The organism is Corynebacterium sp. CTNIH16, assembly GCF_032821655.1.
In the GTDB taxonomy this organism is placed as follows: domain Bacteria; phylum Actinomycetota; class Actinomycetes; order Mycobacteriales; family Mycobacteriaceae; genus Corynebacterium; species Corynebacterium marquesiae.
The window spans coordinates 81,287-96,592 of record NZ_JAVBIG010000004.1; the positions used below are offsets into that span (position 1 = coordinate 81,287).

Annotated in this window: 16 protein-coding genes and 2 tRNA genes; 10 read left to right on the forward strand and 8 right to left on the reverse strand. The window is 58.7% G+C overall.

Annotated elements, in window-relative coordinates; all coding sequences use genetic code 11:
* Window positions 1–289: 289 nt before the first annotated feature.
* The 4 genes from dnaN to gyrB all read left to right on the forward strand — a co-directional run bounded on the left by dnaN (window position 290) and on the right by gyrB (window position 5,471).
* Window positions 290–1,471, forward strand: a complete 1,182-nt coding sequence (gene dnaN / locus RAE04_RS05165) for a DNA polymerase III subunit beta (RefSeq protein ID WP_317026648.1) — start codon at window positions 290–292, stop codon at window positions 1,469–1,471.
* The gene (gene recF, locus RAE04_RS05170; protein WP_317026649.1) at window positions 1,471–2,682 is read left to right on the forward strand and encodes a DNA replication/repair protein RecF; all 1,212 of its coding nucleotides are present in this window, start codon (window positions 1,471–1,473) and stop codon (window positions 2,680–2,682) included. Before dnaN ends, recF begins: the two co-directional genes overlap by 1 nt.
* Window positions 2,675–3,244 carry a DciA family protein gene (locus RAE04_RS05175; RefSeq protein ID WP_317026650.1) on the forward strand — a complete coding sequence of 190 codons (570 nt, stop codon included), beginning with the start codon at window positions 2,675–2,677 and terminating at the stop codon, window positions 3,242–3,244. Before recF ends, RAE04_RS05175 begins: the two co-directional genes overlap by 8 nt.
* Before the next feature lie 157 nt (window positions 3,245–3,401).
* Window positions 3,402–5,471 carry a DNA topoisomerase (ATP-hydrolyzing) subunit B gene (gene gyrB, locus RAE04_RS05180; protein WP_225746215.1) on the forward strand — a complete coding sequence of 690 codons (2,070 nt, stop codon included), beginning with the start codon at window positions 3,402–3,404 and terminating at the stop codon, window positions 5,469–5,471.
* Window positions 5,472–5,541: 70 nt separating this feature from the next.
* Here gyrB and RAE04_RS05185 read toward each other — a convergent pair whose 3' ends face one another.
* The 5 genes from RAE04_RS05185 to RAE04_RS05205 are packed head-to-tail and all read right to left on the reverse strand — an operon-like array spanning window position 5,542 to window position 8,401.
* Window positions 5,542–7,017, reverse strand: a complete 1,476-nt coding sequence (locus RAE04_RS05185) for an MFS transporter (RefSeq protein ID WP_317026651.1) — start codon at window positions 7,015–7,017, stop codon at window positions 5,542–5,544.
* Window positions 7,018–7,059: 42 nt separating this feature from the next.
* Window positions 7,060–7,497 carry a DUF6918 family protein gene (locus RAE04_RS05190; protein WP_317026652.1) on the reverse strand — a complete coding sequence of 146 codons (438 nt, stop codon included), beginning with the start codon at window positions 7,495–7,497 and terminating at the stop codon, window positions 7,060–7,062.
* 20 nt (window positions 7,498–7,517) lie between these two features.
* Window positions 7,518–7,874 (reverse strand): hypothetical protein, encoded by a 357-nt coding sequence (locus RAE04_RS05195; protein ID WP_317026653.1) that lies wholly within the window; start codon window positions 7,872–7,874, stop codon window positions 7,518–7,520.
* Between the two features lie 38 nt (window positions 7,875–7,912).
* Window positions 7,913–8,173 carry a cell filamentation protein Fic gene (locus tag RAE04_RS05200; protein WP_317026654.1) on the reverse strand — a complete coding sequence of 87 codons (261 nt, stop codon included), beginning with the start codon at window positions 8,171–8,173 and terminating at the stop codon, window positions 7,913–7,915.
* Between the two features lie 6 nt (window positions 8,174–8,179).
* Window positions 8,180–8,401, reverse strand: coding sequence for a hypothetical protein (locus RAE04_RS05205; protein ID WP_049359035.1), 222 nt, complete (start codon window positions 8,399–8,401; stop codon window positions 8,180–8,182).
* 78 nt (window positions 8,402–8,479) lie between these two features.
* Here RAE04_RS05205 and gyrA point away from each other — a divergent pair, with 78 nt between their 5' ends.
* The 5 genes from gyrA to RAE04_RS05230 all read left to right on the forward strand — a co-directional run bounded on the left by gyrA (window position 8,480) and on the right by RAE04_RS05230 (window position 12,267).
* The gene (gene gyrA, locus RAE04_RS05210) at window positions 8,480–11,032 is read left to right on the forward strand and encodes a DNA gyrase subunit A (RefSeq protein ID WP_316327469.1); all 2,553 of its coding nucleotides are present in this window, start codon (window positions 8,480–8,482) and stop codon (window positions 11,030–11,032) included.
* Window positions 11,033–11,035: 3 nt separating this feature from the next.
* Window positions 11,036–11,374, forward strand: a complete 339-nt coding sequence (locus RAE04_RS05215; protein ID WP_049378050.1) for a DUF3566 domain-containing protein — start codon at window positions 11,036–11,038, stop codon at window positions 11,372–11,374.
* Between the two features lie 162 nt (window positions 11,375–11,536).
* Window positions 11,537–11,613, forward strand: a tRNA-Ile gene (locus RAE04_RS05220).
* Between the two features lie 9 nt (window positions 11,614–11,622).
* Window positions 11,623–11,695, forward strand: a tRNA-Ala gene (locus RAE04_RS05225).
* 161 nt (window positions 11,696–11,856) lie between these two features.
* Window positions 11,857–12,267, forward strand: coding sequence for an MmcQ/YjbR family DNA-binding protein (locus RAE04_RS05230; RefSeq protein WP_317026655.1), 411 nt, complete (start codon window positions 11,857–11,859; stop codon window positions 12,265–12,267).
* A 147-nt stretch (window positions 12,268–12,414) separates the two neighbouring features.
* On the opposite strand, the gene RAE04_RS05235 is transcribed toward RAE04_RS05230, so the two are convergent.
* A complete protein-coding gene (locus RAE04_RS05235; RefSeq protein ID WP_317026656.1) occupies window positions 12,415–13,122 on the reverse strand; it encodes a DUF4352 domain-containing protein in 708 nt (235 codons plus the stop codon).
* Between the two features lie 184 nt (window positions 13,123–13,306).
* On the opposite strand from RAE04_RS05235, the gene RAE04_RS05240 reads away from it, so the two are divergent.
* A complete protein-coding gene (locus RAE04_RS05240) occupies window positions 13,307–13,792 on the forward strand; it encodes a MarR family winged helix-turn-helix transcriptional regulator (RefSeq protein WP_284791745.1) in 486 nt (161 codons plus the stop codon).
* A gap of 18 nt (window positions 13,793–13,810) precedes the next feature.
* Here RAE04_RS05240 and RAE04_RS05245 read toward each other — a convergent pair whose 3' ends face one another.
* Together RAE04_RS05245 and RAE04_RS05250 are read right to left on the reverse strand one after the other, a co-directional pair.
* Window positions 13,811–14,359, reverse strand: coding sequence for a DNA-3-methyladenine glycosylase (locus tag RAE04_RS05245; protein ID WP_317026657.1), 549 nt, complete (start codon window positions 14,357–14,359; stop codon window positions 13,811–13,813).
* Complete coding sequence (locus tag RAE04_RS05250; protein WP_317026658.1) at window positions 14,359–15,216, reverse strand: polysaccharide deacetylase family protein; 858 nt, start codon at window positions 15,214–15,216, stop codon at window positions 14,359–14,361. Before RAE04_RS05250 ends, RAE04_RS05245 begins: the two co-directional genes overlap by 1 nt.
* Window positions 15,217–15,306: the final 90 nt, after the last annotated feature.

Sequence of the window (15,306 nt, forward strand, 5' to 3'; positions counted from 1 at the left end):
GCAAGATCACAAGAATTGGCACACCCCGGATCTGTGTCCTGAACTTGTCATTTACCTAGTTACCCACAGATCCCACAGCGCTTATTACTACTACTAAATTATTTCTCTGATCTGTATAGAAGAAAGAGGGTGTGTGGAATTCGGCCCGGCCTGCCTTCGGGCAGGCGCGGATCGGGCAGGCAAAGATGGAATTACACGTTGTGGCGCACCGCGCCCGATACGGTAAGTTGGAAGCCAGTCTTTTGTAAGTAACAAATTTCCTACTTGCCCCAGAGGAGCTCTTCGCACCATGGATGAAGCCGTGTCATTTCGCGTGGCCAAAGATGACCTTGCCAACGCCGTAGCGTGGGTTGCTCGTAGCCTGCCGTCCAAGGTCACCCAGCCTGTCCTCCGCGCGATGCTGATCACCGCGGATGACAATGGTCTTGAGTTCACTGGCTTCGATTACGAGGTGTCCACCCGCGTCCGAATCGCCGGAATGGTGGATGAACCCGGACAGATCGCGGTAGCCGGCAAGCTCCTCTCTGACATCGTCGCTTCCCTGCCCAACAAGGAAGTGGAGATCTCCCAGGTAGATTCCAAGGCCCTGGTTACTTGTGGTTCTTCCCGCTTTGAGCTGCCACTGATCCCTTTGGATGATTACCCGCAGCTTCCGGTCCTGCCGGAGGTTACCGGCACCATCCAGCCACAGCTCTTCGTCGAGGCCATCCATCAGGTCGCCGCTGCGGCCGGCAAGGATGACACCTTGCCCATGCTCACCGGTGTGCACATGGATATCCGTGGCAAGGACATTGAGATGACGGCAACGGACCGCTTCCGGCTGGCCATGCGCACCTTGGAATGGGAGCCGAAGTCGCCAGATGTAGAAGCGAAACTCTTGGTACCTGCGAAGACCCTGCAGGAAACCGGTCGTTCCTTGGATCCGCACCTAAATATCCCAGTGGAAATCGCTGTGGGAACCGATGACAATATTGGTGCCGATGGCCTCTTTGGCCTGCACGCGGATAATCGTGAGACCACCACGCGCATGCTGGATGCGGACTTCCCTAATGTGCAACCCCTGCTGCCGAAGAACCACACCAATATTGCCTCCATTGAGGTCGCCCCGTTGCAGGAAGCAATTCGCCGCGTGTCTTTGCTGACGGATCGCAACGCGCAGATTCGGATGGAATTCGCCGATGGCCAGGTAACCCTTTCCGCCGGTGCGGATGCTGGTAACGCGACCGAGACCCTGCCGTGTGCATTTCATGGCCGCGATGAATTCCTCATCGCCTTCAATCCGGGCTACCTCAAGGATGGCTTGGGCGTCATCAATACCGCCCGCGTGGTCTTCGGCTTTACCGAGCCTTCGCGTCCAGCCATCATGATCCCAGAACCGGAAGAGCTGCCTGAGGCCGATGAAGATGGCAACTTCCCCACGCCGGAGACCAACTTCACCTACCTGCTCATGCCGGTTCGCCTGCCGGGCTAATGTACGTCAGGGATCTCGATGTTCGGGATTTTCGCTCGTGGCCCGAACTTAATGTGCAGCTAGGGCCGGGGATCACCCTTTTTGTCGGGCGCAATGGCTTTGGCAAGACCAACATCGTTGAGGCCATTGGCTATACCGCCCATCTTTCCTCCCACCGCGTTTCCCACGATGCACCGCTGGTGCGCCAGGGCGCGGATAGCGCGCGGGTATCCATTACCGCGGTGAACCAGGGCCGCGAGCTTACTACCCATTTGTTGATTAAGCCCCACGCGGCCAACCAGGCGCAGATTAATCGCACCCGCCTGCGCAGCCCCCGTGAGCTGCTGGGCGTGGTAAAAACTGTGCTCTTCTCCCCGGAGGATTTGGCCCTGGTGCGCGGGGAACCGGCTGGGCGCCGCGCCTACCTCGATAGCATCATTGCCTCGCGGACTCCGCGCTTAGCGGGTGTGAAGGCCGACTACGACAAGGTGCTCAAGCAACGCAATGCCCTGCTGAAATCGGCCTCCGGTAGCCTGCGCCGCGGCTATTCCAATAGCGATGGCGCCGCTGCCTTGGCCACCTTGGATACTTGGGATGCGCAGCTTGCCCGACTTGGTGCCCAGGTGATCGCCGCGCGCCTTGCGCTTGTCGACGCCCTCTTGGACCACATCCCCGCCGCCTATTCCGGCCTGGCGCCAGAATCGCGGCCGGCACACGTGGAGTATAAGTCCACGATCGATACCTCCGATCGCGAGGTGCTCGAAGCGGTTCTGCTCACCGAGCTGGCCAGCGCCCGGCAGCGCGAGATCGAACGCGGCATTTCCCTGGTGGGTCCGCACCGCGATGATCTGGTGCTTAACCTGGGTGATCAGCCGGCCAAGGGCTTTGCCAGCCACGGCGAGACGTGGTCCTATGCCATCGCGCTGCGCCTGGCGGAATTCAACCTCCTGCGCCAGGAGGGAGGCTCCGATCCGGTGCTCATCTTGGATGATGTCTTTGCCGAGCTCGATGCCAAGCGCCGCAAGCAGCTGGTCCACTTGGCCGCCGAGGCCGAACAGGTGCTTATCACCGCGGCCGTGGATGAAGATCTGCCCGGAAACTTGGAGCCCATCGTGCGCTACCGCGTGAGCGTAGAAGATACCGAGACCGGCCGCATTTCCAAGCTCAGCGCCGAAGATTCTGCCGAAGATCTTGCTCAAGATGCCGCTGAGGAAGGTGAGGGGAATGAGTGAGGATCAAGGGGGCGTCGGCAAGCAGCGCATCGATCCCGTCACCCAGTACTTCAAGCTGGTTCGGTCCACCTCCAAAAACCCGCCGAAGCTGACCCGCCCGGTACCGAAGATGCCGGTGCCCTCGCTGGAGAAGGCGCAAAAGCAGGGGTATATGGGCTACCAACGCGGCTGGCCTACGGGTCCGGATGGCAGAAAGAAACGGCGCACGCTGGCCGTGCCGAGCCTGGGATCCCAAATTAACCGCGAGGTGGTCAATCGTGGGTGGGAGCATGATCTGGCTAATGGCTGGGTGATGGGCAATTGGGAGCATCTGGTGGGCGAGCGCATTGCCGCGCATACGCAGCCGCAGCGGATTAAAGACAAGATTGTCTATGTATCCTGCGATAACTCCACCTGGGCAACGGAGCTGCGTTACCTGCAGCGCCAAATCCTGCGGAAAATCTCTGACCGCCTAGGCCCCGATGTCATTGTGGAACTGCGGATTCACGGGCCGAAACAAAGGCGCAATTATGAGGGGCGGCAGTGGGTCAAACCGCAAGGATCACAAGATACATACGGCTAATAGGCTGAGGTTTACTCAGACCTGCACAACGTAAATAACCTCAGAGCGCCCCAGATTCCTATCTCTCACGGGTGTGGGGTGTCTTTCAGTAGGGGGTATCCGTGTAGAATAGTCAAGGTCTTAGAATTAGCTATAGCCAAAAGGAGAGCACGAATCCGTGGCTGAAGAACACGCATATGATGCCGGGTCAATTACGATCCTGGAGGGCCTCGAGGCCGTCCGTAAGCGCCCCGGCATGTACATTGGTTCGACCGGTTCGCGCGGCCTGCACCACCTCATTTGGGAGATCGTTGATAACTCCGTCGATGAGGCCATGGCCGGCTACGCCGACAAAGTTACCGTCAAGCTGCTGGAAGATGGCGGCGTAGAGGTCATCGATAATGGCCGTGGCATCCCGGTAGAAATGCACGCCTCTGGTGCACCTACCATCCAGGTGGTCATGACCCAGCTGCACGCCGGCGGTAAGTTCGACTCCGACTCCTACGCCGTTTCCGGCGGCCTGCACGGTGTCGGCATTTCCGTGGTGAACGCGCTTTCTACCCGCGTGGAGGCGGAGATTAAGCGCGACGGCAAGCATTGGTACCAAAACTTCCAGAACGCCATCCCAGACGAGCTCGTTGAGGGTGGCAATGCCCGCGGCACGGGCACCAAGATTCGTTTCTGGGCGGACCCGGAAGTTTTTGAAACTACCGAGTACGATTACGACACCATCGCCCGCCGCCTGCAGGAAATGGCCTTCCTGAACAAGGGCCTGAGCATTGAGCTCATTGACGAGCGCGTCACCGAAGAGCAGATCGAGCTGGAGGAAATCGCCGATGCAGAATCCGGCGAGACCAGCGCGGATGAAACCTCCTTCGATGATGCCCCGGACGCCGGCGATACCTTCAACGAAGAATCCGGCGAGGCGGAGGACGCTGCGGCAGAGAAGAAGCGCCGCAAGAAGGTAACCTTCCACTACCCGGATGGCTTGACCGACTACGTCAAGTACCTCAATAAGTCCAAGACCGCGATCCACCCGACCATCGTTTCCTTCGATGCGAAGGGCGAGGATCACGAGGTAGAGGTAGCGCTGCAGTGGAACCAGGGCTATAAGCAGTCCGTTCACACCTTTGCCAATACCATCAACACCCACGAGGGCGGCACGCACGAAGAGGGCTTCCGTGCGGCCCTAACCTCCCTGATGAACCGCTACGCCAAGGAGCATAAGCTCCTCAAGGAAAAGGACGGTAACCTCTCCGGCGATGACTGCCGCGAAGGCTTGGCGGCCGTCATTTCCGTCAAAGTGGGTGATCCGCAGTTCGAGGGCCAGACCAAGACCAAGTTGGGCAATTCCGAGATCAAGGGCTTTGTCCAGCGCGCGGTCAACGAGCACGTCAATGACTGGTTCGATGCCAACCCGGCAGAGGCTAAGGCCATTATCAATAAGGCTGTTTCCTCCGCGCATGCTCGCATGGCTGCCCGCAAGGCTCGCGAGATGGTGCGCCGCAAGTCCGCCACCGACCTCGGTGGCCTGCCAGGCAAGCTTGCAGACTGCCGCTCGAAGGATCCGAAGATTTCCGAGCTCTACATCGTGGAGGGTGACTCTGCAGGTGGCTCCGCTAAGGGAGGCCGCGATTCCATGTTCCAGGCCATCCTGCCGCTGCGCGGCAAGATCCTGAACGTGGAGAAGGCCCGCATGGATAAGGTGCTCAAGAATGCCGAGGTCCAGGCGATTATTACCGCGCTGGGTACCGGCATTCACGAGGAATTCGATATCAAGAAGCTGCGCTACGACAAGATCGTGCTCATGGCCGATGCCGACGTTGACGGCCAGCACATCGCTACGCTGCTTCTGACCTTGCTCTTCCGCTTCATGCCGCAGCTGGTTGAGGACGGCCACGTGTTCCTAGCTAACCCGCCGCTGTACAAGCTCAAGTGGTCTAAGGGTACTCCGGGCTATGCTTTTTCCGACGCCGAGCGCGATAAACTGCTGGCCGAGGGCTTGGAGCAAAACCGCAAGATCAATAAGGATGACGGCATCCAGCGCTACAAGGGTCTGGGCGAGATGAACGCCGCCGAGCTGTGGGAGACCACGCTTGACCCGAGCACCCGCATCCTGCGCCGTGTGGACTTGGAAGACGCGCAGCGCGCCGATGAGCTCTTCTCCATCCTCATGGGTGATGATGTCTCGGCTCGCCGCTCCTTCATCACCCGCCGCGCGAAGGACGTCCGCTTCCTGGATATCTAGAGCGCAGCACGAAGCCCACCGTGGAATTTACCGCGGTGGACTTTAATTGTGGCGTCAGAAAGCGCCGGGCCTAGGCCTGGGAGCTGCGCTGATCCGCTACGGCGAATCCTAGGGAAGCGAGGCACATGGCGAGGATGACGCCGAAGCCGGCAATGATGGACAGCGGCCAGTCCGCGCTTGTGCCGTGCAAGGTGGCAAAAACGATGGCCGTAATAACGGCAAGCCCAATGGCCGTACCGATGCGCTGGCCGGTTTGGAGGACGGCGCCGGACGATCCGGCGTAGGCCTGTGGAACGTGCGCCAAAGTGAGCGTTTGGTTGGGGGAGATGACCGAGCCTTGGCCGCCGCCAACAAAGGCCAGCGAAAGGACCATCCACCATTCGCTGGCTCCCCACTGCTCGGTGGCCCAGATAAGCGCAATTGTGGCCACCAGACCGAAGATGGTCACCAGCATGCCAAGTACCACGACCTTGCGCCCATAAACGGAAACGGATCGACCGGCCAGTGTGGCAGATATGGAGCTCAACAAGGCGGCCGGAATGCCTACGGATCCGGCAGCCAGGGCGGAGTGTCCGAGTCCGCTTTGGAAGTAGAGTGCCACGAGCACCCAAATGCTGGTAATACCCATAAACCACAAGGTGGCGATGATGGTGCCATTGCGAAAACTCGGGGTGGCGAAAATAGTGAGATCCACCATTGGCGGATGGCCGGTGGCCTTGTGGCGGCGCTCCCATAGCACCCAACCCACAAGGAGGACGGCGCCCAGTAGTAGGAGCCACCACACGGCCGGGGAAGCGGACGATTCCATGAAGGGGAAGAGGATGGCCCACACTGCAGCACCGAGAATCACCGCACCGATGGGGTCCAGGGTGGCAAGGGCCTTGAAGATGCCCAGTTTATTGCCATTTTCATCGCGCACGCGGGAAAATAGCGGCCGCGGAAACCACAGCAATCCTAAGATGATGGCGATAAGGCCGACGGGGAAATTGACCAGCATGGTCAGCCGCCAACCTAGGTCCGCGCTGCCGAGGCGAATGAGCAGGCCGCCCAGTACCGGTCCGATGGCCACGGCGATGCCCACCGTGGAGCCAAAGTAGCCGAAGGCGCGGGCGCGTTCCGGACCGCGGAAGTACTGCTGGATCATTCCCACGCCCTGCGGATTGAGCAGCCCAGCGCCTATGCCTTGGATAAAGCGGGCGGCGTTGAGTGCCTCCGCGTTAGGGGCAAAGCCGGCGACGGCGGCGCTGAGGGAATAGATAGCAATGCCTGCTAGAAAGATGCCGCCGCGGCCGAAGAGATCTCCGGCACGGCCGGCCGCCACAAGGATGACACCAAAGGTGAGCGCATAGCCGGAGAGCACCCATTGCACATCGGACTCAGAGGCTCCCAGGCCCGATTGAATAGAGGGCAGGGCTACGTTCACGATGGACACGCTCAGCAGGGACATGAAGAGCGCCGTGAGCAAAACGATAAGCACCCGCCAGCGGGCGGGATCTTGGCCGGCGGGGTACTCGGTCTGGTTAGCTGCGGAAGTAGTCACTTCCACACTTATACTCTGCGGTCTGATTTAGGTTCAAGCGTGCGGAGGCTACATGTGCTTCTGCAGCACGCGGCCGAAATCCGGGACCGCAGGGGTGAGGAATTTCGAGGCCTTACCGCGCAAGGAGTTATAAGGCTTAGACAGCGCGGGGGAGTTAATCTGCTCGGCATGCTTATCGGCCACCGACATAATGGAATCGCTCACCTGGGCGCTGCGCGGTTCCAGGAAGGAACCGAAATCCTGCTCGGAACTTTCCGAAAATTCCTGCCAGTGCGGATCCAGGGCATCGAGAACATCCGGCAACACGCGGCTTAATGCTTTGGTAATGATGGCGGAGTCGACCTTCTTTGCGGCGGCGACGGCGCCCTTGAGCGCCATGCCGGTAATGCCCGATTGCTTGGCGACGACCCCCTCAACCAGCTCGCCGCAATCGTTAATCACCGCAGTGCGCTGCGGACCTGACATAAGTTCAGAAAGATGTGCCATGCTGCACCACCTTACGTGAGTTAGGCGGGCTGGCCCGGCAGGCCAGGGAGGGTGGCCTGAATGGCAGCAATCTGATCGGCGATCTGGTTCAAACCAGCATCGCGCGTCGCCTTCTCCAAATCCACGTTAGGGGAGTACAGCGCCACGGCGCTGGCCAGCGCGGTGACGCCAGCGGCGGCTGCGGTGATAATCAAGGTGAGGTCTAGCTGGGAAGAACCGGTAGAGGAACCACCGGCCTCGCCCGGCTGAAAGTCCGGATTTACGTTCTCCTGCCAGGAATCGGCATCAGCGGCGGTGGCGGTAGGAGCAGTGACGGCGGTGGCAGCTAGCGCCACGGCGGTCAGGCTCGAGGCGGCGATCTTTTTGAAGTGGGACATGGTGGTAGTTCCTTTCTTGGGTCACTATCCCCAGCAACTTAGGTAACTTCTTTAACACTAAGGTAGACGCGCGCGCTGAACTTTGCGAACTCTGCGTTATACCCGTTAAGCGCTGGCACGCGGGCTAATACCTCCGCCATGGCGTGGGCGGCATCGCGGTGGTTGTCATGAATGGCTATTCCTTCCACCTTGGCGGTGCTCGCAGCCGCCGCGGCCGCCAGGGCGGCGAAATTGATGATGCGGACGTTAAAACGAGCACAAAATTCGCGAGCCAAGAGGTAGAGCTGTTCAGTACTCATGCTTAGCTAGGACTGTGCAGGCCGGGCACGGCGGATTTCCGCCTCCAGCTCAGCGCGGCCGGGGAGGAGGGCCCGGGCGGTGGACTGCACGTGGGCGTCGGCAAGCGTGCGGGCTGCCGCCGCAACAACGGCGCGCACCACCGCCTCGTGCTTGGAGGTGCCCTGCGCGGAAGCCAGTAGCGTGAGCGCGTGATCCTGTTCGTCCGTAAGTCGCAATGTCATCGCCATACCCAAGTGATACCACGGTGATACCATCCGTGCGGCAATTCGAGTTCTGAAAGGCTCTAGAGGGTAGAGTTTGGGGTTATGAGTGACAATAACGACGATCTTTTTGATCGCATATTTCCCATTGACATTAATGAGGAGATGGAGTCGAGCTACATCGACTACGCCATGTCCGTCATCGTCGGCCGTGCCCTGCCGGAGGTGCGCGATGGCCTGAAGCCGGTGCACCGCCGTATCCTCTATGCGATGTTCGATTCCGGTTACCGCCCGGAGCGCGGCTACGTGAAGTCCGCCCGTCCGGTCTCGGACACCATGGGTCAGTTCCACCCGCACGGTGACTCCGCCATCTATGACACCTTGGTGCGTCTGGCCCAGTCCTGGAATATGCGCTACCCACTGGTGGATGGCCAGGGTAACTTCGGCTCCCGCGGTAACGATGGCCCGGCAGCAATGCGTTATACGGAGTGTAAGCTCACCCCGCTGGCCATGGAGATGGTGCGCGATATCCGCGAGAACACCGTGGATTTCTCGCCCAACTACGATGGCAAGACCAGCGAGCCGGACGTACTGCCGTCCCGCGTTCCGAACCTGCTCATGAACGGTTCTGGCGGCATTGCCGTGGGTATGGCCACCAATATCCCGCCACATAACCTCAACGAGCTGGCCGAGGCCATCTACTGGCTACTGGATAATCCAGACGCCGATGAAGAGGCTGCGCTGGAAGCTTGCATGGAACGCGTTAAGGGCCCGGATTTCCCCACCGCTGGCCTCATTGTGGGCGATCAGGGCATCAAGGATGCCTACACCACCGGCCGCGGCTCCATCCGCATGCGCGGTGTGACCTCCATTGAGGAGTCTGGATCCCGCCAGACCATTGTGATTACCGAGCTACCGTTCCAGGTCAACCCGGATAACCTCATCTCCAATATCGCGGAATCCGTGGCCAGCGGCAAGATCGCGGGCATCTCCAAGATTGAGGATGAGTCCTCCGACCGTGTTGGCATGCGCATCGTGGTCACCCTTAAGCGCGATGCCGTGGCTCGCGTGGTGCTCAATAACCTCTACAAGCACTCCCAGCTGCAGACGTCCTTCGGCGCGAATATGCTCTCCATCGTCGATGGCGTGCCGCGCACCCTCCGCCTGGATCAGATGCTGCGCTACTACGTGGAGCACCAGATCGAGGTCATCGTTCGCCGTACCCAGTACCGCTTGAACGAGGCCGAGAAGCGCGCCCACATCTTGCGCGGTTTGGTCAAGGCCCTGGATATGCTGGATGAGGTCATCGCCCTTATTCGTCGTTCGCCCACCGTGGACGAGGCGCGCGAAGGCTTGAAGGAGCTTCTCGACGTCGACGATATCCAGGCCGATGCCATCCTAGCCATGCAGCTACGCAAGCTGGCTGCACTGGAGCGCCAGAAGATCATCGACGAGTTGGCCGAGATCGAGCGCGAAATCGCCGACCTGAAGGATATCCTCGCCCGCGAGGAGCGTCAGCGCCAGATTGTCCACGATGAGCTGGCAGAGATCGTCGATAAGTATGGCGATGAACGCCGCACCGAAATTATTCCGGCGACCGGCGATGTCACCGATGAGGACCTCATCGCCCGCGAGAACGTCGTGGTCACCATTACCTCTACCGGCTACGCTAAGCGCACCAAGGTGGATTCCTATAAGGCGCAAAAGCGTGGCGGCAAGGGCGTGCGCGGCGCTGAGCTCAAGCAGGACGATATTGTGAAGAACTTCTTCGTCTGCTCCACGCACGACTGGATCTTGTTCTTTACCAACTTCGGCCGTGTTTACCGCCTCAAGGCCTATGAACTGCCAGAGGGCGGTCGCGCCGCACGCGGCCAGCACGTAGCTAACCTGCTGGAATTCCAGCCGGAAGAAAAGATCGCTCAGGTTATCCAGATCCAGTCCTACGAGGACGCTCCTTACCTGGTCCTCGCCACCCAGCAGGGCCGCGTGAAGAAGTCCCGCCTGACCGATTATGAGTCCGCGCGTTCCGCTGGCCTTATCGCCATCAATCTCAACGAGGGCGATGCGCTCATCGGCGCACAGCTCGTCTCCGAGGGCGATGACATCCTGCTTACCTCCGAGCAGGGCCAAGCTATCCGCTTTACTGCCGACGACGACCAGCTGCGCCCCATGGGCCGCGCTACCGCCGGTGTGAAGGGCATGCGCTTCCGCGGCGATGACCAGCTGCTATCCATGTCCGTGGTCCACGATGGCGAGTTCCTTTTGGTAGCCACTTCTGGCGGCTACGGCAAGCGCACCGCCATTGAGGAATACACCCCGCAGGGCCGCGGTGGCTTGGGTGTTATGACCTTCAAGTACACCCCGAAGCGCGGCAAGCTCATCGGCGCCATCTCCGTCGATGAGGATGACGAGATCTTCGCCATCACCTCCGCCGGCGGCGTCATCCGCACCGAGGTGGACCAGATTCGTCCGTCCTCCCGTGCGACCATGGGTGTGCGCTTGGTGAACCTGGCCGACGACGTCGAACTGCTTGCCATCGACCGCAACGTCGAAGAAGATGGTGAGGAAGACGCTCAGGCTGTAGCCAAGGGCGAAAAGACCGTGGATGAGGTCCAGCAGGAGCACAAGGCTGGCGATGCCTCCAAGGATGAGGAGTAATTAATGGCACGACGAGACGTAACGATTACGCGAATCTCGCCCACTTCCGCGTTCCGCGTTGGTCTGGCCTTGTCACTCGTCGGACTCATTGCCTGGATGCTGGCCGTATGCCTGCTCTACATCGGCCTGAACCAGGTGGGCATCTGGGAATCGCTCAATAGCCTCGTCGGCGGCGTGGGCGGCGGATTCGAGGTCACCTTCGGTGTCATTATCTCCGCCTCCGCGCTCATCGGCGTTATTTTCGCCGTTCTCCTTACGTTGCTGGCACCACTGATGGCGGTTATTTACAACGCCATCGTGGACGTCTTTGGCGGCCTGCGGGTCGACCTAGACAACCGCTAGCGCCTCTCTCGTTCTGGAAGATGCCGGCACCTTCGGGTGCCGGCATTTTTCTTTCTTCCGTGCGAATCTTTCCCCGCTTTTGAGTTGCAAGAAATATCTGTTGAGCAGGCGATTTGTATAAATCCGGGGATAGTATGTAGAGTTAATTCTCGTTCCGCACAAGGGCCTATAGCTCAGTCGGTTAGAGCGCATCGCTGATAACGATGAGGTCGCTGGTTCGATTCCAGCTAGGCCCACCACGGAACAATGGGGCATTAGCTCAATTGGTAGAGCATCTGCTTTGCAAGCAGAAGGTCAGGAGTTCGATTCTCCTATGCTCCACAGCATGAAGTCCGGCTCCCTCTTCGGAGGGGCCGGACATATTTTATTTCCGCGGTCGTTCCCAGGAGCTCTGAGAAGTGACACAATGGTGAGCGCTCCACTCGGATCACCATTTTCGTCCATATAAACCGGCAAAACCGTCGACGAAAACCGAGGTTTGGATGGACGATATCGTTGAAGACAGCACTAAGCCAGTCTCGAAGAGGGAGCCGATGATGGACGGTAGTGGTATCTACGCAGTTGCCCGCCAACGCGCCGGAGAGATGCTCGGCTCGCAGGTACAGCATCCTTTCGGGCCTGACTGGGAAGTATTTAAAGTACGCGGCAAGGTTTTCTTGTTGTTGACCGCGGTGGCGGGCCAAGAGCAAATGATTGTTAAGGCCGACCCGGAAGACGGACAGGCTCTACGGCAGCAATACCCGTTCATTGCGCCGGGGTATCACATGAATAAGAAGCACTGGGTTTCTGTCTACCCACACGCAGAGCTGCACCAACAGCTGATAGAGGAGTTAGTCACGGATTCCTATCGTTTGGTGGTAGAGAAGCTGCCGAGAGCGCAGCGACCGATTTAGCCGAAAGGAAATTGCGGCTGCGAAGTCTCTTTAGTGCGAGTTCTCCGGGGGTTGGCTTTGAGGTTCAAATTCAGTGCCAGATGAATTTGTAAGTAGTAAAAACGAAAATGGCCCCAGAGAAAAATCTGGGGCTTTAATTGGGATGGGTTAGATAGTAGAAACCCAAGTTGCAGTATCGGAGCTGAAAGAGAAAGTGGGCTTCCAAATTAGACGGTATTCACCTGGGTCCGCGCCCTCAAAATAGAGGGTTCCAGTAACGGTGCCACCTGGTGTTAGTTTGCCAGAATCGAGCTGGTCATCAAATCCATTGATAGCGTAATCGGAGACTACGCCGGCCGGAGTCTGAACGCTCCAGTCAAAAGGATTAAAGTCCTTCTCCTTATCGCTATTGTTCACGTAAGTGACTTCAGCTCCAAGATAGGTGTCGCCGAAAACATCGGTGGAAGGCTGGGCATTGTTGATTGTAATTTCTAGCCCGTCCTTGGTGGTGTAGGTTTCACCCAGAGCGAATTCAGTGGACTCATCCTTGGCGGGCGCTTCTTTTTCCTTGCCATTATCAGACGCATTGTTGGCAGACTCAGAGCCCTGAGAGCCAGAATTAGAGGAGGAGTCGTTCGAATCCCCTCCTCCTGTAATAGCGCTGATAATTCCGATGACAACGATTATTCCGAGAATGATGAGACCCCACTTCATGCAGCCGCCCTTCTTCTTTTGGGGCTGCTGAGGGGCCGCGAAGCCCAGCTGCTGAGGAATGCCGTAACCCTGCTGTGGGTTTGGCTGCTGGGCACCATAGGGCTGCTGTCCGTATGGGCTACCGTCTTGGTTATTCGGGTCGGGAAATTGAGGTGTAGACAAAGGCTTACTCCTTCAGAGAGAGATGATGGTGCGAACTTTTTCGCATCATTAAAATTTTAATGTTGCTAGGTCAACAAGAACAAATAATGGTGTTATAAACTGGGGCAAAGATTTGGCTGCGAATTGCTGTTCGGGGAGTGGCGAGTCACTTTAGAATTAAAGCCAAATTGATACAATAAATCCCATGACTGAGCGCGATGACTACTGGCTAAATGATGAAGAACTGGCATCATTTATGTCGCTAATGAGCGTAAATATTCGATTGACCAATATTTTGGATGCTCAGCTGCGTGATGATGCAGGTCTGAGCTTTTTTGAATACACAGTGCTCTCGCGGCTTTCTGAAGCGGAGAATCGCGAAATGCGTATGCGTGACCTAGCGATTACTGCCAATGGTTCTTTGTCTCGTTTGAGTCAGGTCGTTACGCGCCTAGAAAAGCAGGGGTGGGTTGTGCGCCAGCCGTGCCCGACTGATGGACGCACCACCATGGCACAGCTGACGGATAGCGGCTGGGACAAGGTAGTTGAGACTGCTCCAGGGCACGCTAAGCAGGCGCGCAAGTCCGTAATGGATAGCCTCACCCGTACGCAGATCCGCCAGATGCTGCAGATCAATCAGCGGATCATTAAGGCCATCGAGAATGATGAGCGCTACGGCGGGCGCTATTAGCTAGCGGAACTAGCAGGGCTATTTCTTGGGATAGCCGCGGCGGCTCGAGACGGTTTTATCGAAGGGGATCCAAAACCGTAGGGCGGCTTCCTTGTTTTTGGAGATACCGATGCGCGGTCCGCACACCCATTCTGGTTCGGTGGTTCGCTCGACAATCTGTATTGGTTGGTGGTTGTCTTCGAGCGTGAAGCCGAGGGCCTTGCCGAGGTTTCCAGGTCCGCGGGCGAGGTTATGAAAATCAGAGGTGCCACGGCGGGCGAAGGCGGTGTCGGCGCCCTCGATGATTTCACCGCCACGCAGCAGACAGCCCTGGCCAGAGCCTTCAGGGGCACAGACGATATTGACGTTGCGGTGGATGCCGTAAGAAATATAGACGTAGAACCTGCCCGGCGGACCGAACATGGCCGCATTACGCGGGGTCTTGCCTTTGAAGGTGTGTGCCGCGGAGTCCTCGGCACCTAGGTAAGCCTCGACCTCAGTGAGGCGGATGCTCACCCCGGCATGGGTGAGGGTGCAGCCGAGGAGTTGGGGAGCGACGGCGTCGGCAGTCAGGGCAAAATCAATCATTAACCACGAGCATAGTAGCGCTTACCTGGCACAGGGGTGCGCAGGAGGCGATCCAAGCTCACGGGTTCGAGGCCCTTGGCGCGTAGGCCATCGATAACGCAATCGGCGGCATCCACGGTGGTGGGGTGGATATCGTGCATCAAGACGATGGAGCCGGCGCGGGCACCCTGCACGGCCGAGGAACAGACGTGCTCAGAGTTGCGGTCTTTCCAATCCACGGTGTCGACGTCCCATAGCGCCTGGGAGACGCCTTTATCTCGGGTTACCTGATCCACGGTGGCGTTGGTAGCGCCGTAGGGCGGGCGTACCCAGCGCGTGCTTTGGCCGGTGGCCTTCTTAATAGCGGCGTTGCCGGCATCGATTTCCTGGGATACCTGCTCAGGCGACAGAGTGTTGAGTTGGCGGTGGCTCTTGGTGTGGTTTCCAATGGTGTGGCCCTCGGCCTTCATGCGTTTGAGGAGCTCGGGGTGCTGCTCAGCACTGGGGGCGATCACCATGAAGCTTGCGTGTGCGTTCTTGGCCTTGAGTTTGTCCAGCAGGCGGTTGGTCTCGGCACCTGGGCCGTCGTCGTAGGTGATAGCTACGCAATTGGCACAGTCGACGCCACTACTGTTGCGCGGCTCTGTCTTCTTCGCTGGGGTAGGCGCCTTTTGCTTGGGAGCTTTCTGTGGGAAGGCCTTGGAGGTGATGTCCTCGACCTGTGCGCGGGCGTCATCGATGCGATGGTTGATTTCGTCTTGGAAATTCGAGCTGGAGGACACAGGCAGCTGTGGAATCTGCGGCAACTGTGCGTTAGCGGCCGCTGGAACGGCAGCGGCGACGAGCACGGTGAGGGCGGAGGTGAGAATGCGACGCATAGTTTTCCTAAGGATGAGGGAAAGTGGACACGATGTGCCCATGACCCTAGCGCCTGCGTGTTACGGAAGTGATAGGACATGCCTAAAGTG